This window comes from Roseinatronobacter sp. NSM, assembly GCF_052379845.1.
Lineage (GTDB): Bacteria > Pseudomonadota > Alphaproteobacteria > Rhodobacterales > Rhodobacteraceae > Roseinatronobacter.
On sequence record NZ_JBQTCF010000010.1, the window covers coordinates 84,860 to 108,069 of the forward strand.

Genomic DNA, 23,210 nt, shown 5'->3' on the forward strand with positions numbered 1-23,210 from the left:
CTACAATTCGGCCATAACCTCGTCCGAGACTTCGAAATTCGCGGTCACGTTCTGGACATCGTCATCATCTTCCAGCGCATCAATCAGCTTCATCAGCGACCGCGCGCCGTCCAGATCAAGTTCCGTTGTGGTTTGCGGCTTCCAGACCAGTTTGGTGCTGTCGGATTCGCCCAAAGCCTCTTCCAGCGCGGAAGACACGGCCGCAAGATCGGTATCAGCGCACCAGACCACATGCCCGTCATCACCGCTTTCGACATCTTCAGCGCCAGCATCGATTGCGGCCAGCAACACCGTATCGCCATCGCCCACACTGGCGGGATAGACAATCTGGCCCTTGCGGTCGAACATGAAGGCAACCGACCCGGTTTCCCCCAGGTTGCCGCCATGTTTGGAAAACGTGGACCGCACGTTTGACGCAGTGCGATTGCGGTTGTCGGTCATCGCCTCGACAATAACCGCGACCCCGCCCGGCCCATAGCCTTCATAGCGGATTTCGTCATAGTTTTCAGCATCGCCGCCTTGCGACTTCTTGATCGCGCGTTCGATATTGTCCTTGGGCATGGACACGGCCTTGGCTTCTTTTACCGCAAGGCGCAGGCGCGGGTTCTTGTCGGGGTCCGGGTCACCCATCTTGGCGGCCACGGTAATTTCCTTGGACAGTTTGGAAAATAGCTTCGCGCGCACCGCATCCTGACGGCCCTTGCGATGCTGGATATTGGCCCATTTGGAATGGCCTGCCATCTGTGAACTCCGGTATTATGCTGGTTGTCGGGGTTTCATAGTCCAGGGCGCAGGGGCTAGGCAAGCCCCGCGCAGGCAATGGACACGGGCCGGTCACATAAAAACGCCCGCGAATGCGGGCGCTTTCATAACATTTGCCCGCCTTTATGCGGCGCGCGACACCAAAACATCGCTGACCTGCTTTTGCGCAATCGCTTCGTCACCACCGGCAACGGCGGCAACTTCGCGGGTCAGGCGTTCCAACGCGGCTTCATACAACTGACGTTCAGAATAGGATTGTTCGCGCTGATCGTCATTGCGGTGCAGGTCACGCACCACTTCTGCAATGGCCAGCAGGTCACCGGAATTGATTTTCTGCTCATATTCCTGCGCACGACGCGACCACATGGCCCGCTTGACGCGCGCCTTGCCCTTCAGGGTTGCCAGCGCCTTGTCCACGATTTCCGGCGAGGAAAGCGACCGCATGCCCACTGTCGCGGCCTTGTGTGTTGGCACGCGCAAGGTCATCTTTTCCTTTTCAAAGGAAATGACGAAAAGTTCCAGTTTCAGACCGGCAATTTCCTGTTCCTCAATCGAAACGATTTGCCCAACCCCGTGGGCGGGGTAGACAACATAGTCATTCGGGCGAAACTCGGACTTTTTGGCTTTGGACATTCAGCGTTCCCCTTCAGGCCCCGGATGCGCGCAAAAAGATATACGTCAGGAAAATTATCCTGAGGCATCTTCAACTTACGGACAAAAAAACGGCAGGTGACAGCCCTGCCGGTTCGGGACGGTTTCATCTTGATTTGATTCTATACCACAAATTTGCCCCGAATCAAAGCTGCTTGATCGGAAACTCGTGAATATCAGGTAAAATCACCGCGACACATTTGGGCGCTGTCAGCCGCCCTCGCCGGGATTTTCCGAAAAATACTTGTTGCGCTTGTCAGGTTCGCCGTCGCGGTCTTCCGCTTCGGGCAAAGGGTCTTTCTTGGTGATGATGACAGGCCACATTTCCGAATATTTGCGGTTGAACTCAACCCAGTCTTCCATATCCGGTTCGGTGTCAGGACGAATGGCATCTGCCGGGCATTCGGGTTCGCAAACGCCGCAATCAATGCATTCATCGGGGTGAATAACCAGCATATTCTCCCCTTCATAGAAGCAATCGACAGGGCACACTTCCACGCAGTCAGTGTATTTGCACGCAATGCAGTTGTCGATCACCACATATGTCATCAGGTCCGGTCCTTCTGTCTGAACGGCACCCCGGTCACCATTGTTTCGCGGGGTTTCGAAGGGGACATAATCCAGCCATAAGGATCAATCAAGCCGATCTGGCGCAGATGCGGCAAATCGGCGGCGGTCGCGCTTGTCAGGCCGCCCGCCAGCCACCGGAACGGGGCGCGACAGGTCCTTGGGGGGTGGCGGCGGCGACAGGTCTTCATACAGGGTTTGCGCTTCGGGGGCGGGGCCGCGGCGCTGGCCGCATGCCAGCACCCGGACCACCACGACCCGCGCGCCCAGCGCAAAAGTCAGCACATCGCCCGCGCCGACCTGCGCGGCGGGTTTTGACACTGACAGCGTATTGATACGCACCCCCGGCCCCGACACCAGCTTGGCGGCCAGGGACCGGGTTTTGACAAACCGCGCATGCCACAGCCATTTGTCCAGCCGAATGGTTTCGCGGGACGTGGCATCGGGCATATGCGCTTACCCTTTGGTTTTCAGCCCCATAAGCGCGGCTGCGAAGGGGTTGTCGGGGTCGATCCGGTCCGATTTGCGCGGTCCGGCGCTGTAATCGCGGGGTTTGTTTTCGGGTTTCTTGCCCTTGGGCTTGCCGGTTTTGGGCTTTTGCCCCTGTGGCCTGCGCTGATCGCTACGGGGCGTGTCCTGTTGGGGTTTGCGGGCGGGGCGCGCATCGCGGCGCGGGCGTGGTGCCCAAGTGAAGGTATAGAACAGTTCTATCTGGGTGTCAGGCTTGTCTGTCGCGTGCGGTTCAGGGGCCGCACCATTGTCAGACGGTGCAGGCGTGTCACTTTGGGCGGCGGGTTCGTCAGGGGATGTGGCGGGGGCGTCGTCACCACGGCCTTCAGAAACATCAGCGGCGCTGTCAGCGGCTTGCGGCGCCGCTTCGGGCTTCACCTTGGCGCGTTCGCCCTTCTCGGCGGCATAGCCCAACCCCTGCATCATATCCGCAAACTGTTCCAGCGTGGTGCCGGTGATGGACAGCATGTCAGGCGTTGCTTCAAACCCGGCGCGGCTGTCGCAGCCGCGCAGCAAATCAGCCAGCCGTTCCAGCATATCGATACGAATCGCACGCGCACCGGCAGGGTGGTAGCCCGACATGGTGTAATGCGCTGTCGGTATTTCCGACAAATGCGGAATGGTCACCAGACCGGCAGGCGGGCTTTCGGGGAATTCATCCAGCCCGTCCGCAAGGGATTTCAGCACCAGCCGCAACCGCGTGGGCGCAGGCTTCAGCAGCAAGGGCAGGAAAATCGTATACTGGCCAAAGCGCACGCCGTGCTTGCGCAACATGCTGCGCGCATCCTGATCCAGCGCCTTGATGTCCTGTGCGATCTGTTCGCGCGGGATAACGCCCATCGCCTCGACCAGTTGGAACGCGACACCGCGCGCAAGGCCTGACAAGGTGTCATCGCGCGACATGTTCAGCAGCGGTTCAAACAGTGCTGCAATCTTGCGATCCATGAAATGTTGCAAGCGGCGGCGCACTTTTTCGGCAACGTCATGGCCTGCCTCATCATCGACGAAGGCGGCAATTTGCGGGCGCATGGCATCGTCGCCCTTGACCAGCTTGCCGACCGCAGTGTCGCCCCACATCAGCCCGCCCTGTTCGGTGAAATCGAATTCAGTATCGGGGGCATTGTAGAATTTATCTGCACGCAGATGGAACAGCGGCACCAGCGCGGAAATCGACGCTTGGCGCAGTGTCTTGGCCTCATCGGGGCTGTCGGTCTTGTCCTGACGGAAACGGAAGCCTTCCAGCCGTCCGATCAGTTCGCCTTCTACAGTCACTTCGCCCTTGTCGTTCACGTCAGCCACAAGGCTCTCCTTCTGCTTCAACCGCCGCATCAACACTGAAGTGCGCCGGTCAACAAATCGCTGCGTCAGCCGGTCATGCAATGCATCCGACAAGCGGTCTTCTACAGCGCGCGTCGCGCCGCGCCAATGCTTTTCGTCATCAACCCAGCCCTTGCGCTGCGCAATATAGGTCCAAGTGCGAATATACGCCAGTCGGCGCGACAATGCATCAATATCTCCGTCCGTGCGGTCAATGCGCTGAATGTTGCGCGCCAGCCAGTCGGACTCAATGCGCCCCGCCCCCTGCAAGAAGGCGAACACATCCCCCAACAGGCCCGCATGTTCTGCCGCTGAAATGCCGCGAAAATCCGGAATGCGGCACACATCCCACAACAGGCGCACATCGCGCGGGCCAGTCAGGCGGTCCAGCGTTTCAGGCAGCGCCACAAGCGTTTTCAGCGCTGTCAGGTCATCTGCATCGCGCGCGCGCGTCAGCCAGTCGTTTTGCGTCTGCCCTTCCAGGGATGAAATCAGCCGTGCGGCTGTGCCAAATTCCAAACGGGCATTGCGCCATTGCAGTTTTCGCACAGGCAAAAATTCGTGGTTTTCGATGGCGGCAATCACTTCATCAGGCAGGGGGCGCGCTTCGCCTGTGACGCCGAAACTGCCACTGGTCTGGTAGCGCCCCGCGCGGCCTGCAATCTGGGCCAGTTCGTCGGGGTTTAACGGGCGCATGCGCCGCCCGTCAAATTTATGCGTGGCCGAAAATGCCACATGCTTGATGTCCAGATTCAGGCCCATACCAATGGCATCAGTTGCCACCAGAAAATCCACATCGCCATTTTGATAAAGCGCCACCTGCGCATTGCGGGTGCGGGGCGACAATGCGCCCATGACAACCGCGCAGCCCCCCTTCTGGCGGCGAATCAGTTCTGCAATCGCATAGACATTTTCAACGCTGAACCCCACAATCGCACTTCGCGGCGGCATGCGGCTTATTTTCTTGGACCCTGTATAGGTCAGCTGCGACAGGCGTTCGCGGCGCTGGAACTGCACCCCCGGCACCAGCGCGGCAATGGCAGAGCGCATTGTGTCGGACCCCATGAACAGCGTTTCATGCAACCCGCGCGCGTGCAAAAGACGGTCAGTGAACACATGCCCGCGGTCCGGGTCGGCGCACAGCTGGATTTCATCGACGGCCACGAAATCAGCGCCAATCTCGACGGGCATCGCCTCGACGGTGCAGACCCAGTATTGGGTGCGGTCGGGAACGATGCGTTCTTCCCCTGTCACCAAGGCCACACAATCAGGGCCGCGCAACGCCACGATCCGGTCATAAACTTCGCGCGCCAACAAGCGCAACGGCAGGCCGATAACCCCCGTGCGATGCGCCAGCATGCGTTCAATGGCGTAATGTGTCTTGCCGGTATTGGTGGGGCCAAGCACGGCAACCGTGCGCGAATCTGCGCGAATATTCATCCGCCAACCCCTTGTTTGCATCCCCCGGGAGTCGCATCCCGATCAAAGAGAGGTGCCCTGCAGCCTTCGGTCAAGGCGCTCCAGCGCTGCTTTTACGTCACGGCGATGCGGATGTATAGCCGCCGCTGCATCCCATGCGCGGCGCGCGTCATCATAGCGTTCAAGGTCTTCCAGAATACGGCCAAGCCCGATAAGGGCGGCAAAATGGTCCGGGTTGCGCGCAAGGGTTTCGCGGATATCATTCAGGGCCAAGCCATAATTGCGCGCCATGAACCACGCTGTAGCACGCGCGTTCCAGCCTTCGGCAAAATCGGGGGCATGATCTATCAAGGCCGAAAAATGATCTATCGCCGCCGAGGTGTCGCCGCGTTCCAATGCTGCGCGCCCCCGTTGCAACAGCAAATCAGCGCTGGCCGACCCCGATTGCGACCATTCGCGGAACAATTGCCGTTCCACACGCTGCCAGTTTTCCAGATCCGGGTTGCGCAATTGATCCAGCAGCTCTGTAACCTCCGCGTCTGGTGTTTGCGCCAGCACCGGATGCGCCAGCAGCAAAAATGCCGCAACGACAGGATTGAGAATGGAGCGCCAAGTGGTCATAGTGCTAAATGTAACGCATCCTAGCAGTATTTCCACTGCCCAATGATCACAAATCGGAGCATAAGATGAGCGATATCCTGACCCACGCAATTGCAGCATTGTCAGAAAGAATAGGGGACGGGTTTGAAGGCAGCGCAAAGTTTCAGATCAATGGGGAAGGCAGCATCATCATTGACGAATCAGGCGTGCGCGAAGGTGACGACGAAACCGACGTCACCATGATTGCCAGTGCGGAAACCTTTCAGGGTATCATGGAAGGGGACGTAAATCCGACCATGGCCTTCATGTCGGGCAAGCTGAAGATAGAGGGCAACATGGGCATGGCCATGAAACTGGGCGCAGCGCTTAGTTAAGGGGCATGAAGGCCGCCCCGTTCTACAGCAACATTGCCGATGCCCCCGCAGGGGGGCGCGTGGTCTGGGGTCATGCGGAAGATGGAACGCGCCTGCGGCTGGCGCTGTGGCCACCCGGCCCGCGCGGCATGGTGGCCATATTCCCCGGCCGCACCGAAATGGTCGAAAAATACGGCCGCGTCATTTCCGACCTTGCCGCGCGGGGCTATGGGGCGGCGGTCATCGACTGGCGTGGCCAAGGGTTGTCCGACCGAATGGCGGGCACGCCACTTTTGGGCGATATTCCGGATTTCGCACATTTTCAGCGCGATGTCGCCGTTTTGCGCGATCTGCTGGACACACACGCGCCCGACGCCCCGCGCTTTGTGCTGGCGCATTCCATGGGCGGGTGCATAGCGTTGCGCGCCCTGCTGAACGGGTTTGCGGCACGCGCCGTGTCGTTCAGTGCGCCCATGTGGGGCCTGCCGTTGACGGGTGCCTTGCGGCGCACCATCACTGCCTTGCGCCCCGCGCTGGGGTTGTCACGGCTGGACCTGCGCGAAGTTCCCGGCGCGGGCATTGAATTCCGCCTGTGGGAAAACCCGTTTGACAACAACGACCTGACCAGTGACCGCGCCACTTATGACTGGATGCAACATCAGGTTCAGTCATGCCCCGTCCTGCGGCTGGGGGCGCCGTCCCTGCGGTGGTTGCTGGCGGCACTGGTCGAAACCACGGCGCTTGCCACGTTGCCTGCACCCGCGATTGCCGCCTATTGCGGGTTGGGCACACGCGAACGCATTGTGTCGGGCGACGCTATTGAAACGCGCATGTCCGCGTGGCCGAATGGCCGGTTGGACATGTTTGAAGGGGCCTTGCATGAACTGCTGATGGAACAGCCAAAAACCCGCGCGGATTTCCTGAACCGCACATGTGACCTGTTCGACGCGGCCCCGCGCTGACATCTTGCCGCACAAGGGGCGCTGCACCTATATCGCCACATCACCAGCGAAAGGGAACGACATGTCACTGACAATCTATGGCATTAAAACCTGTGACACTTGCCGCAAGGCCCGAAAGGCCCTGCCCAATGCGGCATTCCACGACATACGCGAAACCCCGCTGGACGGCGCGACGATCGCACGCTTTCTGGACCTGTTCGGGGATGCACTGGTCAACACATCATCAACCACATGGCGCGCCCTGTCTGACGCAGACAAGGCGCGCGCCCCCGCAGTCCTTCTGGCCGAAAACCCGACACTAATGAAACGCCCCGTCATCGACACGGGCGATACGGTCCTGCTGGGCTGGAAGCCTGATGTGCGCGCCGCCCTTGGGGTGGACTGATCGCGCCTGACGCGCTGTGGCGGCAGGCGCGACACGCGCTTGCGCTACAGCAGTTTCAGATCGCCTGCTGATTCACGCCCGTCGCGCCCGGCGCTTAGTTCATATGCAATCTTCTGATTGTCAGCCAAACCTGTAAGGCCCGCGCGTTCCACTGCGGAAATATGCACGAACACATCTTTTCCGCCGCCATCAGGTGCGATGAATCCGAATCCTTTGGTGGTGTTGAACCATTTGACTGTGCCTGTGGGCATCTGTTCACTCCGCGTTTTCTGTCCCCAAGGCGGTATTGCCGAAGGGTCGTTCAGCCAGGTCTTCTAGTGCCGGCTGCGAAAACAGAGGCGGTCGTAGAAAGTCTGTCATCCCGAACCGATCCTGCCATATGCGGGTTAAAACGCAAGAGTTTTGCGTATATGTGACAGGCTGGGTGGCCAAATGACCATTTTTTCAGAAGGAAGCCTGATCATGCGCAATGCGGCTTTGGTGTTGGGGCTTATCGGTGGGCTTTGGGGCATGCTGATCGGCTTTTTCAGCTTCGGGTATACAGATTTGCTGATTCGCTATCCTGAACTGGCGGAGGTGACCGGCGGTGTTGCCAATATGGGCCTGATCCGCGTCATGAGCCTTGTTGCCCCCGTGCTGGCCATCGCGGGGGGCGCGATGGCGCGATCTGCGAACGTGGTTGGCGGCGCGTTGCTGCTGGCGTCCGGGCTGGGCATGTATGCCACATTCGGCTTCGGTGTGTTCACCATGTTTCCCATTTCCATGTGTGCGTTGGCGGGCGCTCTCGCCCTTGCTGCGCGCCAACCGGACCCCCATTGACCCCCACCCTGGCATAATGTCTTGACTTTCAGGCCCATGCCCCCCATGTGCAAGTCACCTACAACGTGCCGCGTGAGCACTTGATCCGTTGTGGGCAGGGCATTCGGCCCGACCATTGCTTCCCGACATCACGCGTGGGGGGCGGCGCATCCGACATGCGCCCCCAAACCCGCCCCTGCCCTGTCAGGGGCACTACGCCTGTGCGGACAGGCCGTGAGAGGACTTATTTTGACTGATTTCACCATGTTCGGGCTGCGCCCGGTGCTGATGACCGGCCTTGAAACCCAAGGCTTTGGCACCCCCACCCCGATTCAGGCCCGCGCGATCCCGATGATCATGCAAGGCCGCGATATTCTGGGACTTGCGCAAACCGGCACCGGCAAGACGCTGGCCTTTGGCCTGCCCGTCATGCATGCCCTGCTGAGTGGCGAGCGGCCCGCGCCGAAAACCACAAGTGCGCTGATCCTTGCGCCCACACGCGAACTGGTCACCCAGATCGCAACAACGCTTGACAACTTTGCCCGCAAGACACCGCTGAAAGTGCAGCGCGTTGTTGGCGGCGCGGGGCTGAACCCGCAAATCCAGAAACTGGCCAAGGGCTGCGATATTCTGGTGGCAACACCCGGGCGTCTGCTGGACCTGCTGGACCGGCGCGCGCTGACCTTGAATGCAACGCAAATGCTGGTTCTGGACGAGGCCGACCAGATGCTTGATCTGGGCTTCATCCATGCGCTGCGCAAAATTGCGTCCCTGCTGCCGAAGGAACGCCAGACGCTGATGTTCTCGGCGACGATGAACAAGCAGATGAACGAAATCGCAGATGCCTATCTGGACCGGCCAGAGCGTATTCAAGTGTCTGCACCGGGCCGCCCTGCTGACAAGATCGACCAAGCCGTGCATTTTGTCCCGCAAGGCGACAAGGCGCGCGTGCTGGAAGGGTATCTGAAAGCCCATCCTGAAGAACTGGCGCTGGTGTTTTCGCGCACCAAGCACGGGGCCGAAAAGCTTATGAAACTGCTGAACGACTGGGGCATTCCGGCCGGGTCCATTCATGGCAATAAAAGCCAGGGCCAGCGCGAACGCACCTTGCAGGGGTTCCGCGAAGGCAAGGTCAAGGTGCTGGTCGCAACGGATGTGGCCGCACGCGGCATCGACATTCCCGACATGCGCCATGTCTATAACTACGACCTGCCCGAAGTGCCTGAAAACTACGTTCACCGCATTGGCCGCACAGCCCGTGCAGGCGCGACAGGCCGTGCAATTGCATTTTGCGCACCCGCCGAAATGGGCGACCTGCGCGCGATTGAAAAACTGATGCGCATTGAACTGGCCGTGGCCGGTGGCGCGCCATGGGGCGATGATCTGGCAGGCCCGGCACGGGCTGCCGCGCGCAAACGCGGCCCGCAGCGCGGCGGCGGTCGTCCGCAGCAACGGTCTGGCCCATCCCGCGATGGGGACGAAGGGCAAAACCGCAACCCGCGCCAGAAAACCTTTGGCAAGCGGACAGGCGCGGGCAAACCTGCAGGGCATTCCGGCGGCAAGGATCGCCACCGCCGGTCAGCCTAGAGCGTGTCGCGTTCATTCGCATTCATGCGACACCATAACGCTAGTGTGGGTCGCGTGAATGCTTATAACCGCAACATAAATTAAAAAAAGGGGTGCGTCCTGCGCCCCTTTTTTCATATCCGGCGTCTGTCTTCGGTCAGAAGGGAACGGGCGCGTTGATGGTCATGCCATGCCCGGTTTCAGGGTGGTTCAACCGCAGCGATTGCGCGTGCAGCATCAAGCGCGGATAGGCCAGCGCGTCCCCTGTGGCATAGAGCGGGTCGCCCAGAATGACATGCCCCATGGCCAGCATATGGACGCGCAACTGATGGCTGCGACCTGTCACGGGCATCAGCCGCAGCCGCGATGCGCCGTCTTCGTGGCGGATCAGTTTCCAGTCTGTCTGCGCAGGGCGCCCGGTGTCGTGGCAAACCTTTTGCAACGGACGGTTGGGCCAGTCCACGATCAGGGGTAGATCCACGCGCCCCTCGGTGCCGTCGACATGGCCCGCAACCCGCGCGATGTAGTGTTTGCGTGTTTTGCGGGTTTCGAATTGTTGGCCAAGATGGCGCTGCGCAGCAGGGGTGCGCGCAAAAACCATCACGCCAGATGTGTCCAGATCAAGCCTGTGCACCAGCAAAATATCAGGATATAACCGCGCCAGACGGGCAATCATGCAATCTGTTTTTTCCGGCCCGCGCCCGGGCACTGACAACAAGCCCGACGGTTTGTCCACGAACACCAGATCATGGTCTTCATACAGGATGACCGGCGCCGCATCGGGCGGGGAATAGGTAAAACCGATCATACAAGCAACCGCGCGGCCACAAGGCTACAGGTCAAAACTGGCGAAAACAGGCGCGTGGTCTGATGGCTGTTGCCACCCCCGCGCCGCGCGCAAAACACGCGAGCCATGCCCCGAAGCGGCAATATCGCGGCTGGCCCAGATATGGTCCAGCCTGCGCCCCTTGTCGGCGGCGTCCCAGTCGCGGGCGCGGTAAGACCACCATGAATACAACTGCCCTTCGGGAATATCGGCGCGGGTCACGTCCACCCATGCGCCCGCGTCTTGGGCATTGGCCAGATGCTCCACTTCGATGGGGGTGTGACTGACAACCTTCAACAGTTGTTTATGCGACCACACATCATCTTCGCGCGGGGCAATGTTCAGATCCCCCACCAGAATGGATTTTTCGGGCCGGTTCGCGCCGAAATGGTCGCGCAATTCGGTCAGATAATCCAGTTTGTGGCCGAATTTTTCATTCACGCTGCGGTCCGGCACATCGCCCCCGGCGGGAATATAGCAATTGTGAATCGTAACCCCGTTTTCCAGGCGCGCGGCCACATGGCGCGCATCGCCGCGCCCGCACCAGTCAATATGCCCTGCATCCTGAAGCGGCAGACGTGACAGAATAGCGACCCCGTTATACCCCTTCTGCCCGCGCGCCGCCCAGAACCCGTAACCGGCATTGGCGAACAGATCGAACGGGATGCTGTCCACCGGACTTTTGCATTCCTGCAAACACAAGATATCGGGGGCTTCTTCGCGCAGCAATCTCAGGACCAGTTCCGCGCGCAGGCGAACAGAATTGATATTCCAGGTGGCAAGGGTAAAAGGCATGGCAAACTCCGGCTGGGTCGCCCCTACATGCACAGTGCGCGACCGCGCGACAACCCTGATCGTCAAAGAAAAGGCCCGAACATCATGTCCGGGCCAGTTTGAACGGAGGAAGGGGGAGGGAAAAACAATCACACCTTCTGGGAACTATTGCCGCCAATACAGGCAACAATAGGGCCAGTTCGCGGCAGTCACGCGGCCAGACGGTAGCCGCCCGATTCGGTTACCAGCAGGCTTGCATTTGACGGGTCCGGTTCAATCTTCTGGCGCAGGCGGTAGATATGGGTTTCCAGCGTATGGGTGGTGACACCAGCATTATACCCCCACACTTCATGCAGCAGCACGTCGCGCGGCACCACGCCTTCGGGCGCACGATACAGAAATTTCAGAATATTGGTTTCCTTCTCGGTCAGTCTGATCTTGCGGTCATTTTCGTCAATCAGCATTTTCTGCGCCGGTTTGAACAGATAGGGGCCAAGCTGGAAAACCGCATTTTCAGATTGTTCATGCTGGCGCAACTGCGCGCGCAAACGCGCCAGCAACACCGGCAGCTTGAAGGGTTTGGTGATGTAATCATTCGCCCCTGAATCCAGCCCCAGAATGGTGTCTGCATCCGAATCGTGGCCCGTCAGCATGATAACCGGCGACTTGAAGCCCGCCTTGCGCATCCGCTTGCACAATTCGCGCCCGTCCGTGTCGGGCAGGCCCACGTCAAGAATGGCCAGATCAAACTGGCCCGCGCGCACCTTCTCCATGGCGTCGGCCCCGTTTGCGGCCTCGAACACGTCGAATTCATCGGTCATGACCAGTTGTTCAGACAGCGCTTCGCGCAGGTCATCATCGTCGTCAACCAACAGAACCTTGTTCAGCTTGGGCATTGAAAACACTCCTGTTCTTTATGTCATATAAATGTGAAAGGCAGGCGCACAGAACAAGATTTGCTACAAAAGCCTCACGCGGTCGTGTCGGATGTGGGCAATATGTTTCAATTTCCGTGCCATCGGTCTATGTCAAGGGCGAGAGCAAAGCGGGATTTGCGCATGATACTTGGCCTGACACCAGTAGAATTGATAAACCGCGCCCGCGCCGATTTGCGGCTGGGCGTTCCCGTCATCATGCAACACGGGCCGGAAACGGCCGTGGTTCTGGCCGCCGAAATGGCAACGCCCGAACGGCTGGCGGAATTGCAGGCATTGGGGCCGTCGCTGGTGCTGGCCCTGACGCGGCACCGCGCGGATACCCTGAAGGCGCGGCCCTATGATGGCGATCTGGCGCGCGTTATCGTTCCGGCCGGGGCGCCGGTCGCTTGGGTGCGCGCGCTGGCCGACCCTGCAGATGATCTGCGTCATCCCATGAAGGGACCGCTACACACACAACGCGACGGCACCGCCGATATACACCGCGCGGCGCTGGCCTTGACGAAATCGGCGCAGCTATTGCCTGCGGCCCTGGTGTTGGTGCTGGACAATGCCGCCGGGCTGGAAAAGGCCGGACTGACGCACCTGCCCATCGCCGACCTGAACAGGGAACTGGCGCGCGAAACCGTGCTCTCGCCGGTGATCAGTGCACGTTTGCCCATGGCCGCCGCACAGGCCGGGCGCGTGCATATTTTCCGCCCCCCTGATGGTGGGGTCGAGCATTACGCAATCGAGATTGGCCAGCCGGACCGCAGCGCCCCTGTATTGGCGCGGCTGCATTCTGCGTGCTTCACCGGTGATGTGCTGGGCAGTCTGAAATGCGATTGTGGCCCACAACTGCAAGCAGCCCTTGCCCAGATGGGCCACGAGGGGGCAGGCGTTTTGCTATACCTGAATCAGGAAGGGCGGGGGATCGGGCTTGCCAACAAGATGCGTGCCTATTCGCTGCAGGATCAGGGGTTTGACACAGTTGAGGCAAACCACCGGCTGGGGTTCGAGGATGATGAACGCGATTTCCGCATCGGCGCGGCCTTGCTGCGCAAGATGGGGTTTCATCAGGTGCGGCTGATGACAAATAACCCGCGCAAGGTTGACATGCTGAATGCGCATGGTCTGACTGTTGTGGAACGTGTGCCCCTTCGGGTGGGCCAGACAACGGAAAACCGCGCCTATCTGGCAACCAAGGCCGCGAAGTCAGGGCATTTGCTATGACGCGCTTCGACATGGTTTTGACGCGGCAGGGCCTGCGTTTCATGGGGCAGGTCTGGCCCTGCAGCATCGGGCGCGGCGGCGTGCGCCGCGACAAGCGCGAAGGCGACGGCGCCACGCCCACCGGCACGCACAAGCTGATCGGTATGTTGTACCGGCCCGACAGGATGGCGCGGCCCGCGGATTGGGCTGTGCCCATAGGGCCACGTGACCTGTGGTCGGATGACCCCAAACACGAAGATTACAACCTGATGGTGCGCGCGCCCTACCCGTTCAGTCATGAAACATTGCGGCGGGCAGATCCGCTGTATGATCTGGTTATCCTGACAGGGTGGAACTGGCCGCGCGCGGAACGCGGACGGGGATCAGCCATTTTCCTGCATCAATGGCGCAGGCCGGGGTTTCCCACGGCGGGGTGCATCGGCCTGTCGCGCAGCAGCTTGCAACAGATTGCCCCCCTGATACGATATGAAACGCGCCTGATTGTGCCCGAGACCCTGGCCGACGAAGCGCTATAGCGGTTCCTGGGCTTGATACGCCTTGCGCAGCAAATCAGGGTCATCATGGTGCAATTCAACTGTGACAACACCGGGAAGCTGCGCAAAATCCTGCATCAGGCGGTGCGGGTGCCAGTTGCGGGATATGTCGCCCAGACCGGGCAATTGTTGCAGCAAACCAGATGTGGAAATCGCGCAGCGCGCAGGCCCGACCGGCCCGCCCTGCTGCGCAAGCGCCATGGCCTGCGCGGCGACATCAGGGGTGACCCGCAAACGCTGGACAACCGCATAATGCGATTCCCGCACATGGCTAAGATAGAAAGACGCCCCCGCAGCGGATGTCATACCATAATGCACATCATTGCGTTCAGGTATCGTGTCCAGATGCCAGCTTCCTGCGGGGTCAAACAACACACGTTCCGCACCGTTGATAAACAGCGCCGTATGATGCCCGTTGCCTGATGTGTGGTGCATGATGGTTACCAGCGTCAGTTCAGGTGCCCCGCCATGCACATGGCGCGCGGCGGCAATTGCGTCGTCACTGGCCCATATCTGCTGCCCGGCACAGGCCGTAAGAAACAAAAACACGGCCAGAAGCAGGCCAGCGGGAACGATGCCCCGAATACCGCGCAAGGGCATTGCATTTACCGCCATAACCAACCTTTTTACAGACACATCAGCACGGACAAGGCGGCGTCAGGAATTCGCCAGTGCCATGAAAATCAGCACAGCGATAGACACCGCAGCACCCCAGACCGAATACCGGATAAATCCCGCGAAGGTTTTTTCCTGTTCCCTGATATCCATTTTGCCGTGCTCATGTTTGGCCATCGGACGCTCCTGTTCGTTGGATTTTGATTTTCGATATAATATCGCGCGCGCTGTGTCACCCCTGCTTGAACGCCAATTCGCAAAGCGCGGGTCAGATTGCCTGCCAAAGATAAACGCCATCTTCGTTCAAACACCGACGCGCGCCGCCCGCAGCCGTCAAATGGTTCAGATGGGCGATGGATTCGACCAGCGCCAGACCATAGACCGCGTCCGTAATCTCGCGCTTGAACAGCGGGGCAAAACACTCTGCCGCCTTGCGGGGGGTGCCCAGATGCGCCTGAAGGCGCTTCAACGCGCCATGATGGTTCTCGATCATCTGATGCAAGCGCAGGGGCAACCCTGTGTAGGGCAGCTTGTGGCCCGGCAACACCAGATGATCGGCCTGCGCAAATTCTTTCAGCCTTTCGCAGGATGCCAGCCATTCCGCCACCGGGTCCGCATCCGGTTCGGTTGCGTAAACCCCCAGATTGGCGGAAATTGACGGCAGCAACTGATCAGCCCCCAGCACCAGATTGCAGCTTTGCGACCACAGGGTAATCTGGTCAGGGGCATGGCCCTGACCCAGCCGCACCGCCCAATCGCGTCCGGCCGCCTGCAAGACGCAACCTTCCACCAGCCGATGAAACCCCAGCGGCAGCGGGGCCACACAATCGCAGAAGTTGAAGGGCCGTTCCTGCGCGCGTTGCGCCAGAATTCTGGGGTCCATACCGGCACGGCGCCAGAAATCCAGCGTTTCGTCATGCGGGCGGTCCTGTTCATCCAGAACCAACATCCGTGCCGTCAGCCATGCGGTTCTGGTGGTCCATAATTCCGCCCCCTGCGCCTGAAACCAGCCAGCCAGGCCGATATGGTCGGGGTGGTGGTGGCTGGCGATAACCCGCCTGACAGGTTTTCCCCGAAACGGACCGGCCAGCAGTTGCCCCCACGCATCGCGCGTGGTCGCCGTGTCAAAGCCGGTGTCGAACACTGTCCAGCCGTCCCCATCATCCAACACGAAAGCATTGACATGGTCCAGCGCCATGGGCAGCGCCAGCCGGACCCAGAACACGCCATCTGCGACGGCGATTGCCGTGCCGGGTTGAGGGGGCGCTGCAAACGGGTAGCGCAGACCGGATGATGTGGGTCCCCCGTCCATCAGACCGCCAGTTCATCATCGGACAGGGCATAAAGCCCTGCCGCACCCGCACGCACCTGCACCAATAACCCCGCATGTTCCGGCAACAGACGCGTGATGAAGATACGCGCAAGGGCCTGACGCGCACTTGTGCCCTTGATAGCGGCCTGCAAATGGTAATGCGCCCCCAACACCCTTGCGAAAGCACGCAGATAGGGCACAGCACCGGCGGCACGCTCGGTCATGTCCTGCGTGATCAGCCATTCAGTTGTTTCGCGCAGGGTTTCGGCAGCCTGCCAGACATCTTCCGCAAGGTCCGGCAACGGGCCGCGGGCCGATTCGGCAAAATCCTCGACTTCCTGCAACAGGCGGAATGCCGCTTCGCCGCCATCCATCATCTTGCGCCCGACAAGGTCCATGGCCTGAATTCCGTTCGTCCCTTCGTAAATCGCGGTAACGCGCACATCGCGCAAATACTGCGCTGCGCCCGTTTCCTCGATGAAACCCATGCCACCATGAACCTGAATGCCGGTGCTTGCAACCTCGATCCCGGCATCGGTGCCCTGCGCCTTGGTGATGGGGGTCAGAAGCGCCGCGCGCGCCGCCCATTCATCGGACCCGGTGGCGCGGGCCATGTCGATTGCCACACTATTGGCCAGCGCAATGGCGCGAACGGCGAATATCTCGGCCTTCATCATCGCCAGCATGCGCCGCACGTCCGCATGTTCAATAATCGTCCCGGTGGCATTCACGGGCGTGCGCCCCTGTTTGCGGTCGCGGGCATAGGCCAGCGCGTGCTGGAACGCACCTTCGGCGGCCCCGATCCCCTGCACGCCCACCCCCACGCGGGCATTGTTCATCATCGTGAACATTGCGGCCATGCCCTTGTTGGGCGCACCCACCATCCAGCCTGTGGCATTGTCATATTCCATGACCGCAGTGGGCGATCCGTGCAACCCCATCTTGTGTTCCAGCGACACCACACGCAGGCTGTTTTGCGCACCAATACCGCCATCGGCATCAGGCAGGTATTTCGGGACCATGAACAGGCTTATCCCCTTGGTGCCTTGCGGGGCGTCGGGCAGGCGGGCCAGCACCAGATGGCAGATATTTTCTGCCATATCGTGATCCCCCCAACTGATATAGATTTTCTGCCCTGTAATACGGAAACTGCCATCAGCTTGCGGTTCGGCCTTGGTGCGCAACGCGCCCACGTCACTGCCCGCCTGCGGTTCGGTCAGGTTCATGGTGCCTGTCCATTCGCCCGAAATCAGTTTCGGCAGATATAGCGCTTTCATCTGGTCATCGGCGTGATGCTCCAGCGCTTCGATCTGGCCCTGTGACATCAGCGGGCACAGTTCCAGCGACAAACAGGCCGACGACATCATGTCATTGAGCACCACCGCCAATGTCTGCGGCAACCCCATTCCGCCATATGCGGGGTCTGCGGCAATGCCCAGCCAGCCCCCCTGTGCAATAGCGTGAAAGCCCCCCGCATAGCCCGGTGACGTGCGCACAACCCCGTTTTCCAGCCGCGCGGGCTGCAGATCCCCCTGCCGCTGCAGCGGCGCCAGCACATCTTCACACAGGCGCGCGGCTTCTGCCAAAATCGCGGTTGTTGTTTCGCGGGTTGCTTCGGCAAAGCGTTCCGTCTGGCGCACCTGATCAAAGGCAACGATATGGTCCAGCAAAAAGCCGAAATCCTGAAGCGGGGCGCGGTAGGGCATGGGGCCTCCTGAAAAGGTGTAGATAGTTTGTCGTGGGCGCGCGACGCTTGGCAAGACATGCCACGCACCCTATGAACAGGGTTCTAGCCCGCCTAGACGGAAACCCAAACAAGGACGCCACGTCACAACATGACAGCCCAACACGACCAGACGCAGATACTGGACCAAACACCTGCGGGCATTTCGCGCGCCAGCACCATTTTGCGCCGTGGCGGGCTGGTCGCCATACCCACGGAAACAGTCTACGGGCTGGGGGGCGATGCACGCAACCCCGCCGCAGTGAAGGCCATTTTCGCGGCCAAGGGGCGGCCCGTGCATAACCCGCTGATTGTTCATGTGGCTGATCTGGACACCGCAACCGAACTGGCCCGGCTGGACGACACCGCCCGCACATTGGCGCAGCATTTCTGGCCCGGTGCGTTGACGCTGGTGGCCCCCTTGCGCGACGGGCACGGCTTGGCCCCTGCGGTCACGGCGGGGCTGGACACTGTTGCGCTGCGACTGCCGGCGCATCCTGCCGCGCGCGCGCTTCTGGCGGAATTTGGCGGGCCGGTTGCTGCGCCATCGGCCAATCCGTCAGGCCAAATAAGCCCGACAACCGCAGCGCATGTCATGGCGGGCCTGTCGGGGCGCATTGCCGCGGTGCTGGATGGCGGGGCCTGTCCGGTTGGCGTGGAATCCACCATCATTGGCACCGATGACACGGGCCGTGCCGTCGTGCTGCGCGCAGGCGGCATAAGCCCGGAAATGATGGCCGCAGTTCTGGGCTACCTGCCTGTGCCCACCAAAAGCGCCACCATCACCGCACCGGGCCAGATGGCGTCCCATTACGCGCCGCGCGCATCTGTGCGGCTGAATGCCCGCACGCGCGACGGGCAAGAAGTCTGGATAGGGTTCGGCCCGGACTGCGCGGGCGCGGATTTCACGCTGTCCGAAAACGGCGATCTGGCCGAAGCTGCAGCGCAGCTATTCGCAATTCTGCACAAAGCGGATGCCACAGGCCGCCCCATAGCAGTGGCCCCTGTGCCCGAATACGGGCTGGGGCTGGCCATCAATGACCGCTTGCGCCGTGCCGCCGCGCCGCGTTGACGGCTGACAGGGCTGCCCTTCAGACCTGCAGACACTCTTGCAAGATGGCACGAAACAGGCGCACCGCAGGCGCGATCAATGCATCAGGGAAATCATAGTCGGGGTTATGCAGGCTTGGCACGCCTTCCCCTGCGCCAAGGAAAAACAGCGCCATACGCGATGCACCACCGAACGCGCCAAAATCTTCAGAGGCGCGCATGGGCAAGGCGAATTCGCCTTTTGGCATGTCCAGCCGGGCTGCGGCCCGCGCCACAATTGCGGCAGCGGCGGGGTCGTTGATACTGGCGTTGAAATGGTCGTGGCGGCTGATCTGCGCATCAAGCCCGCATTGCAGGGCCTGCGTTTCGACCAGCTGGCGCAGCTCCTGTTCAAACGCCCCCAGCGCGGGGTCGGTGATGGTGCGCAGCGTGATCCAGATATCGGCCTGCGCAGGCGAAATCCCGAAGGCAGGCTGGCCCATATGCACATGGCACGCCGTGGCAAGGCGCCAGTCCGGCCCTGCCTGCAGGTCCTGAAACTGCTGCACCCATGCCAGCAACCGCTGAACCACCGGCGCAGGTGACAGGCCGGTTTCGGGTTGGGCGGCATGGGCCTCTCGGCCTTGCAGGCGCACGCGCACCCCAACTGATGCGCAGGCCGCTGGCCCCGCCGCAACCGCCACTTGCCCAAGCGCCACCCCCGGCATGTTATGCAGCGCAAATGCCCAATCGGGGCGCAGCGCAGTAAAACGCGGGTCGGCCAGCACGGCGCGCGCGCCTTCGCCGGTTTCCTCGGCGGGTTGGAACAACAAGATCACGCGGCCCTTGGACAAGGGGCTTTCGGACAGGCTGCGCCCCAGCCCCGCCAAAATGGCCATATGCCCGTCATGCCCGCAAAGATGCGCCACACCCGCCCTGCCCGACCGGTGCGCGACAAAGCTGCGTTCCTGTATCGGCAAGGCGTCCAGCTCCGCGCGGAACATGACCGTCGGCCCGTCCTGCGCCCCGTGATAGATGGCAGCGACACCATGCCCGCCCAGATCATCCATGATGTGGTCTGGCGCGCCCTGCTTCAGGAAAGCGGCAATTCGGCTTGCAGTTGGCCCTTCGTCCCCGGACAGGTCAGGGTGACGGTGCAAATCATGGCGCAGGGCAACAAGCGGGTCGGTCATGGGGCGCACTTTCAAATGGGATCACGCCTGTTTCACGCAAATGAACCCCGCTGTCCAGCCAGGACCCAAAGGCCCCGGCCATGAAAACAATCCATGTTAAGCCCATGTTCACGGGTGGTCATGATAGTAATGCACAATATCACTCAGCTTGGTTCGCATCAGTAAAATGTCCAAAGGGTTTCCAGACCAGATCATGCGGGAACGCCGCGCGCGCTTGCGCGCGGAGCGTTTGCTGGAACACGCGCGCATGGAATTGACCGCAGCCAATGACCGGCTGAAAGCGCATGCCTTCAATTTGTCCGACCAGATTATTGAACAACGCGCTGAACTGCAGGGCATGCGCAGCATTGCCGAACAGCTTGAAGGCGTGAACACGCAAACATCACAGGAATTGCAGATCGCGCATTCTGTCGCGAATCTGGCAGATCTGCGGTTGCGCGAAGCTGTCGAGACCATAACAGACGGATTCGCCGTTTTTGACAGCGACCAGAAGCTGGTGCTTGCCAATCAGGCTTATCTTAGCGTATTTGACGGGTTCCCAGAGGTTACACAAGGCATAGGGTATAACCGCATTCTTGAAATATGCGCCTATGAAGGGCTTGTGGACCTGCAAGGCACCGCGCCGGGGGATTGGGTGCAGGCCATGCTGGACCGCTGGTCCAAGCCCCAGATCACACCGCTTGCAATGCATTTCCTAAACGGTGTCAGCGTGCGGCTGATGGACCGGCGCGTGCCCAATGGCGACTACGTCAGCCTTGTGCGCAATATTACGCGCAGCCTGAAATATCAGGCACAACTTATCGAAGCCCAAACTCAGGCAGAAGCTGCCGCGCAAACAAAATCTGCGTTTCTGGCGAATATGAGCCATGAAATACGCACCCCCATGAACGGGGTTGTCGGCATGGCGGACCTGCTGGCGGAAACCAAACTGGACAGCGAACAACGCATTTACGCCGAAACCATCCGCAACAGTGGGCAGGCGCTGGTCACCATCATCAATGACATTCTGGACTTCTCCAAGATGGATGCGGGCAAAATGGACCTGTATCCCGAAGATTTTGATCTGGAGAAAACCATCCATGAAGTTCTGACCTTGCTGGCCCCTGCCGCGCGCGGCAAATCCATAGAACTGATTCTGGATTACGACATTTTCCTGCCGCGTCATTTCAAGGCAGACCCCGGTCGCGTGCGTCAGGTGCTGACAAACCTGATAGGAAATGCCGTCAAATTTACTGAAACTGGCTATGTTCTGGTGCGCGCTGTGGGTGTGAACAAATCTGACGAAGGTCAGCTTGTGCATATCACCGTCGAAGATACCGGCATTGGAATTGCCCCGGAACATAGCGAGCACGTCTTCTCGGAATTTCAGCAAGTAGAAGACGCGACCAACCGCCGTTTCGAAGGGACCGGCCTTGGGCTTGCAATTTCCAAACGGATCATCGAACTTATGGGCGGTTCCATTTGGCTGGAATCCGAGCCTGGCATCGGGTCGTGTTTCGGGTGTTCCCTCAATCTGGAAATTGCCACTACTGCAGACGCAAATCACAGCTTCCCACCCCCCTTGCCCCAGCGGCTGCAACAGGTTTTGCTGATCAGCGACCACCTGATCAGCCGGGGCATACTGGAACGGCATTTCCAGTCAGCGCGCGTGCGAACACTGACAGCGACGCAAGCCATACCTGCATTGCGTCTTTTGGGCCAGCAAACAGTCGATCTGGTGTTGATTGACCAAGACCTGTCATCCGATGATGCCGCGCAAATTGCCCGCATGATCGAAAAAGAGGCCCCCGGTTGCCCATCCATCATGATGTGTTCAGCGATGGCGGAACATTCAAACCTGGCCACGACCGGCGTGATACGGCACGCCTTGCCCAAACCGCTGCTATGGCGCGATGTCGCGCTGTCAATCTGCGCCGCCTTGGCCGAAACGCAAACGCCCATGCCCACGCCCACCGCAGCTGCACAGCCCGATGGCCCCGTTCATACTGACCATGCCCCGCTGAAGGTCCTGTATGCCGAGGACAACGCCACAAATCGATTGGTGTTTTCGAAAATGGTGCAAGGGCTTGATCTGGAACTTCATTTTGCTGTCAACGGGCGCGAAGCAGTCGAAAAATTTGTCGAGATCGCGCCGGACATCATTTTCATGGATGTGTCCATGCCCGAAATGGACGGGCGTGAAGCAACGCAACATATCCGCGCATTCGGCAATGGCAAAACTGTTCCCATCATTGCCCTGACAGCGCATGCCCTGCAGGAAGAAACTGCAAAAATGCTGTCCGCCGGTATGAACGCCACATTGGCAAAGCCATTGCGCAAAGCGGAACTGATTGACGCATTGTCACGCCACAGGCCCGCACTGCGCCCTGTTCAAACCGATCGCACGAATACGGGTTTGTCCTGCGCGGAAAGTGCGGGGTCGAATTCATAACCGGCTGTGTTGAAATCCAGCAAGGCTGCGGGGTCACGCAGCCGGTTTTCCAGAATGTAGCGCGCCATCGCACCGCGTGCCTTTTTCGCATAGAAACTGACGATCTTTGGCGCGGCCCCGTCGCGGGACTCCATGAAAGCGGGGGTGATCACGCGCATGTTCAGCGCGGCCATATCCACCGCGCCGAAATATTCCTGCGACGCGCAGTTTACCAGCACTTTCGCGCCGGTTTCAGCGGCGCTGGCATTCAGCGCATCGGAAATCTTGCGGCCCCAATACGCATACAGGTTTTTCCCATGCGCCCCCCCAAGGCGGCTGCCCATTTCCAGCCGGTAGGGTTGCAACGCATCAAACGGGCGCAGAACACCATACAGCCCCGACAATATGCGCAGATGGCCCTGTGCCCAATCCAGCGCGTCAGTGTCCAGCGACCGCGCATCAAGGCCGGTATAGGTGTCACCCGCGAAGCCGTAGATCGCGGCGCGCGTTTCCTCTGGCGCGGGGGTCGGGGTAAAGGCTTGGAACCGTTCAAGGTTCAGCGCAGCCAGATTATCGCTGATATGCATCAGCTTTTTCAACCCATCAGCGCCAAGACCCCGCGCAAGCCCGGCCAGTTCGGTGGCGTTATCGTGGAATTGCGGTGTGCCAAGCACACGATTTTCGCCAGATACGGACCAATCCAGTTTTTTGGCTGGCGACAACACAACTAACATGAGAACCCCTATCTTATGGCTGCG

25 protein-coding genes are annotated in these 23,210 nt (G+C 60.2%); 9 read left to right on the forward strand and 16 right to left on the reverse strand.

Features of this window, described 5'->3' with window-relative positions; genetic code table 11:
* The 6 genes from ACTZWY_RS07520 to ACTZWY_RS07545 form a co-directional block, all read right to left on the reverse strand.
* A complete protein-coding gene (locus ACTZWY_RS07520; protein WP_444790081.1) occupies nt 1-741 on the reverse strand; it encodes a YebC/PmpR family DNA-binding transcriptional regulator in 741 nt (246 codons plus the stop codon).
* 144 nt (nt 742-885) lie between these two features.
* Nucleotides 886-1,395, reverse strand: a complete 510-nt coding sequence (locus tag ACTZWY_RS07525) for a CarD family transcriptional regulator (protein WP_444790082.1) — start codon at nt 1,393-1,395, stop codon at nt 886-888.
* Nucleotides 1,396-1,623: 228 nt separating this feature from the next.
* Nucleotides 1,624-1,962, reverse strand: coding sequence for a ferredoxin FdxA (gene fdxA / locus ACTZWY_RS07530; protein WP_444790083.1), 339 nt, complete (start codon nt 1,960-1,962; stop codon nt 1,624-1,626).
* An 84-nt stretch (nt 1,963-2,046) separates the two neighbouring features.
* Entirely contained in the window at nt 2,047-2,430 is a 384-nt protein-coding gene (locus tag ACTZWY_RS07535; protein WP_444790084.1) for an RNA-binding S4 domain-containing protein, read from the reverse strand.
* A gap of 6 nt (nt 2,431-2,436) precedes the next feature.
* On the reverse strand, nt 2,437-5,247 hold the full coding sequence (locus ACTZWY_RS07540) for a helicase-related protein (protein ID WP_444790085.1): 2,811 nt from the start codon (nt 5,245-5,247) through the stop codon (nt 2,437-2,439).
* Between the two features lie 42 nt (nt 5,248-5,289).
* A complete protein-coding gene (locus tag ACTZWY_RS07545) occupies nt 5,290-5,847 on the reverse strand; it encodes a tetratricopeptide repeat protein (RefSeq protein WP_444790086.1) in 558 nt (185 codons plus the stop codon).
* A 65-nt stretch (nt 5,848-5,912) separates the two neighbouring features.
* Between ACTZWY_RS07545 and ACTZWY_RS07550 the strand changes: the two genes are divergently transcribed.
* The 3 genes from ACTZWY_RS07550 to ACTZWY_RS07560 all read left to right on the forward strand — a co-directional run bounded on the left by ACTZWY_RS07550 (nt 5,913) and on the right by ACTZWY_RS07560 (nt 7,526).
* A complete protein-coding gene (locus ACTZWY_RS07550) occupies nt 5,913-6,200 on the forward strand; it encodes an SCP2 sterol-binding domain-containing protein (RefSeq protein WP_444790087.1) in 288 nt (95 codons plus the stop codon).
* Between the two features lie 5 nt (nt 6,201-6,205).
* A complete protein-coding gene (locus ACTZWY_RS07555) occupies nt 6,206-7,141 on the forward strand; it encodes an alpha/beta fold hydrolase (protein WP_444790088.1) in 936 nt (311 codons plus the stop codon).
* 61 nt (nt 7,142-7,202) lie between these two features.
* Nucleotides 7,203-7,526, forward strand: coding sequence for an arsenate reductase family protein (locus ACTZWY_RS07560; protein ID WP_444790089.1), 324 nt, complete (start codon nt 7,203-7,205; stop codon nt 7,524-7,526).
* 44 nt (nt 7,527-7,570) lie between these two features.
* Here the strand turns inward: ACTZWY_RS07560 and ACTZWY_RS07565 are convergent, their stop codons facing one another.
* A complete protein-coding gene (locus tag ACTZWY_RS07565; RefSeq protein WP_439561241.1) occupies nt 7,571-7,777 on the reverse strand; it encodes a cold-shock protein in 207 nt (68 codons plus the stop codon).
* A gap of 211 nt (nt 7,778-7,988) precedes the next feature.
* Here ACTZWY_RS07565 and ACTZWY_RS07570 point away from each other — a divergent pair, with 211 nt between their 5' ends.
* Both ACTZWY_RS07570 and ACTZWY_RS07575 read left to right on the forward strand, forming a co-directional pair.
* Nucleotides 7,989-8,345 carry a hypothetical protein gene (locus tag ACTZWY_RS07570; protein WP_444790121.1) on the forward strand — a complete coding sequence of 119 codons (357 nt, stop codon included), beginning with the start codon at nt 7,989-7,991 and terminating at the stop codon, nt 8,343-8,345.
* 228 nt (nt 8,346-8,573) lie between these two features.
* Nucleotides 8,574-9,911 (forward strand): DEAD/DEAH box helicase, encoded by a 1,338-nt coding sequence (locus ACTZWY_RS07575; protein WP_444790090.1) that lies wholly within the window; start codon nt 8,574-8,576, stop codon nt 9,909-9,911.
* A gap of 136 nt (nt 9,912-10,047) precedes the next feature.
* Here the strand turns inward: ACTZWY_RS07575 and ACTZWY_RS07580 are convergent, their stop codons facing one another.
* The 3 genes from ACTZWY_RS07580 to ACTZWY_RS07590 all read right to left on the reverse strand — a co-directional run bounded on the left by ACTZWY_RS07580 (nt 10,048) and on the right by ACTZWY_RS07590 (nt 12,386).
* Nucleotides 10,048-10,698 (reverse strand): RluA family pseudouridine synthase, encoded by a 651-nt coding sequence (locus tag ACTZWY_RS07580; RefSeq protein ID WP_444790091.1) that lies wholly within the window; start codon nt 10,696-10,698, stop codon nt 10,048-10,050.
* Between the two features lie 24 nt (nt 10,699-10,722).
* Entirely contained in the window at nt 10,723-11,511 is a 789-nt protein-coding gene (locus ACTZWY_RS07585) for an exodeoxyribonuclease III (protein WP_444790092.1), read from the reverse strand.
* Between the two features lie 188 nt (nt 11,512-11,699).
* A complete protein-coding gene (locus tag ACTZWY_RS07590) occupies nt 11,700-12,386 on the reverse strand; it encodes a response regulator transcription factor (protein ID WP_444790093.1) in 687 nt (228 codons plus the stop codon).
* A gap of 162 nt (nt 12,387-12,548) precedes the next feature.
* Here ACTZWY_RS07590 and ribA point away from each other — a divergent pair, with 162 nt between their 5' ends.
* Both ribA and ACTZWY_RS07600 read left to right on the forward strand, forming a co-directional pair.
* Nucleotides 12,549-13,637, forward strand: a complete 1,089-nt coding sequence (ribA, locus tag ACTZWY_RS07595) for a GTP cyclohydrolase II (RefSeq protein WP_444790094.1) — start codon at nt 12,549-12,551, stop codon at nt 13,635-13,637.
* Nucleotides 13,634-14,152, forward strand: a complete 519-nt coding sequence (locus tag ACTZWY_RS07600) for a L,D-transpeptidase family protein (protein WP_444790095.1) — start codon at nt 13,634-13,636, stop codon at nt 14,150-14,152. Before ribA ends, ACTZWY_RS07600 begins: the two co-directional genes overlap by 4 nt.
* Here ACTZWY_RS07600 and ACTZWY_RS07605 read toward each other — a convergent pair.
* The 4 genes from ACTZWY_RS07605 to ACTZWY_RS07620 all read right to left on the reverse strand — a co-directional run bounded on the left by ACTZWY_RS07605 (nt 14,147) and on the right by ACTZWY_RS07620 (nt 17,803).
* The gene (locus ACTZWY_RS07605) at nt 14,147-14,785 is read right to left on the reverse strand and encodes a hypothetical protein (protein ID WP_444790096.1); all 639 of its coding nucleotides are present in this window, start codon (nt 14,783-14,785) and stop codon (nt 14,147-14,149) included. The two genes, ACTZWY_RS07600 and ACTZWY_RS07605, sit on opposite strands and share 6 nt — an antisense overlap.
* Nucleotides 14,786-14,827: 42 nt before the next feature.
* Nucleotides 14,828-14,962, reverse strand: coding sequence for an aa3-type cytochrome c oxidase subunit IV (locus tag ACTZWY_RS07610; RefSeq protein WP_444790097.1), 135 nt, complete (start codon nt 14,960-14,962; stop codon nt 14,828-14,830).
* Nucleotides 14,963-15,053: 91 nt separating this feature from the next.
* Entirely contained in the window at nt 15,054-16,097 is a 1,044-nt protein-coding gene (locus tag ACTZWY_RS07615) for an MBL fold metallo-hydrolase (protein WP_444790098.1), read from the reverse strand.
* Nucleotides 16,097-17,803 carry an acyl-CoA dehydrogenase gene (locus ACTZWY_RS07620; protein ID WP_444790099.1) on the reverse strand — a complete coding sequence of 569 codons (1,707 nt, stop codon included), beginning with the start codon at nt 17,801-17,803 and terminating at the stop codon, nt 16,097-16,099. Before ACTZWY_RS07620 ends, ACTZWY_RS07615 begins: the two co-directional genes overlap by 1 nt.
* Before the next feature lie 129 nt (nt 17,804-17,932).
* Here ACTZWY_RS07620 and ACTZWY_RS07625 point away from each other — a divergent pair, with 129 nt between their 5' ends.
* A complete protein-coding gene (locus ACTZWY_RS07625) occupies nt 17,933-18,892 on the forward strand; it encodes an L-threonylcarbamoyladenylate synthase (protein ID WP_444790100.1) in 960 nt (319 codons plus the stop codon).
* Nucleotides 18,893-18,911: 19 nt separating this feature from the next.
* Here ACTZWY_RS07625 and ACTZWY_RS07630 read toward each other — a convergent pair whose 3' ends face one another.
* Nucleotides 18,912-20,042, reverse strand: coding sequence for an amidohydrolase (locus ACTZWY_RS07630; RefSeq protein ID WP_444790101.1), 1,131 nt, complete (start codon nt 20,040-20,042; stop codon nt 18,912-18,914).
* Between the two features lie 166 nt (nt 20,043-20,208).
* On the opposite strand from ACTZWY_RS07630, the gene ACTZWY_RS07635 reads away from it, so the two are divergent.
* Nucleotides 20,209-22,473 carry a response regulator gene (locus ACTZWY_RS07635; protein WP_444790102.1) on the forward strand — a complete coding sequence of 755 codons (2,265 nt, stop codon included), beginning with the start codon at nt 20,209-20,211 and terminating at the stop codon, nt 22,471-22,473.
* Here ACTZWY_RS07635 and yaaA read toward each other — a convergent pair.
* Entirely contained in the window at nt 22,413-23,186 is a 774-nt protein-coding gene (gene yaaA / locus ACTZWY_RS07640) for a peroxide stress protein YaaA (protein WP_444790103.1), read from the reverse strand. The genes ACTZWY_RS07635 and yaaA overlap by 61 nt on opposite strands.
* Nucleotides 23,187-23,210 lie beyond the last annotated feature (24 nt).

Coding starts and splice junctions, on each gene's coding strand:
- ACTZWY_RS07520 (WP_444790081.1), bottom strand. CDS start 741: ATGGCAGGCCATTCCAAATGGGCCAATATCCAGCATCGCAAGGGCCGT.
- ACTZWY_RS07525 (WP_444790082.1), bottom strand. CDS start 1,395: ATGTCCAAAGCCAAAAAGTCCGAGTTTCGCCCGAATGACTATGTTGTC.
- fdxA (WP_444790083.1), bottom strand. CDS start 1,962: ATGACATATGTGGTGATCGACAACTGCATTGCGTGCAAATACACTGAC.
- ACTZWY_RS07535 (WP_444790084.1), bottom strand. CDS start 2,430: ATGCCCGATGCCACGTCCCGCGAAACCATTCGGCTGGACAAATGGCTG.
- ACTZWY_RS07540 (WP_444790085.1), bottom strand. CDS start 5,247: ATGAATATTCGCGCAGATTCGCGCACGGTTGCCGTGCTTGGCCCCACC.
- ACTZWY_RS07545 (WP_444790086.1), bottom strand. CDS start 5,847: ATGACCACTTGGCGCTCCATTCTCAATCCTGTCGTTGCGGCATTTTTG.
- ACTZWY_RS07550 (WP_444790087.1), top strand. CDS start 5,913: ATGAGCGATATCCTGACCCACGCAATTGCAGCATTGTCAGAAAGAATA.
- ACTZWY_RS07555 (WP_444790088.1), top strand. CDS start 6,206: ATGAAGGCCGCCCCGTTCTACAGCAACATTGCCGATGCCCCCGCAGGG.
- ACTZWY_RS07560 (WP_444790089.1), top strand. CDS start 7,203: ATGTCACTGACAATCTATGGCATTAAAACCTGTGACACTTGCCGCAAG.
- ACTZWY_RS07565 (WP_439561241.1), bottom strand. CDS start 7,777: ATGCCCACAGGCACAGTCAAATGGTTCAACACCACCAAAGGATTCGGA.
- ACTZWY_RS07570 (WP_444790121.1), top strand. CDS start 7,989: ATGCGCAATGCGGCTTTGGTGTTGGGGCTTATCGGTGGGCTTTGGGGC.
- ACTZWY_RS07580 (WP_444790091.1), bottom strand. CDS start 10,698: ATGATCGGTTTTACCTATTCCCCGCCCGATGCGGCGCCGGTCATCCTG.
- ACTZWY_RS07585 (WP_444790092.1), bottom strand. CDS start 11,511: ATGCCTTTTACCCTTGCCACCTGGAATATCAATTCTGTTCGCCTGCGC.
- ACTZWY_RS07590 (WP_444790093.1), bottom strand. CDS start 12,386: ATGCCCAAGCTGAACAAGGTTCTGTTGGTTGACGACGATGATGACCTG.
- ribA (WP_444790094.1), top strand. CDS start 12,549: ATGATACTTGGCCTGACACCAGTAGAATTGATAAACCGCGCCCGCGCC.
- ACTZWY_RS07600 (WP_444790095.1), top strand. CDS start 13,634: ATGACGCGCTTCGACATGGTTTTGACGCGGCAGGGCCTGCGTTTCATG.
- ACTZWY_RS07605 (WP_444790096.1), bottom strand. CDS start 14,785: ATGGCGGTAAATGCAATGCCCTTGCGCGGTATTCGGGGCATCGTTCCC.
- ACTZWY_RS07610 (WP_444790097.1), bottom strand. CDS start 14,962: ATGGCCAAACATGAGCACGGCAAAATGGATATCAGGGAACAGGAAAAA.
- ACTZWY_RS07615 (WP_444790098.1), bottom strand. CDS start 16,097: ATGGACGGGGGACCCACATCATCCGGTCTGCGCTACCCGTTTGCAGCG.
- ACTZWY_RS07620 (WP_444790099.1), bottom strand. CDS start 17,803: ATGCCCTACCGCGCCCCGCTTCAGGATTTCGGCTTTTTGCTGGACCAT.
- ACTZWY_RS07625 (WP_444790100.1), top strand. CDS start 17,933: ATGACAGCCCAACACGACCAGACGCAGATACTGGACCAAACACCTGCG.
- ACTZWY_RS07630 (WP_444790101.1), bottom strand. CDS start 20,042: ATGACCGACCCGCTTGTTGCCCTGCGCCATGATTTGCACCGTCACCCT.
- ACTZWY_RS07635 (WP_444790102.1), top strand. CDS start 20,209: ATGTCCAAAGGGTTTCCAGACCAGATCATGCGGGAACGCCGCGCGCGC.
- yaaA (WP_444790103.1), bottom strand. CDS start 23,186: ATGTTAGTTGTGTTGTCGCCAGCCAAAAAACTGGATTGGTCCGTATCT.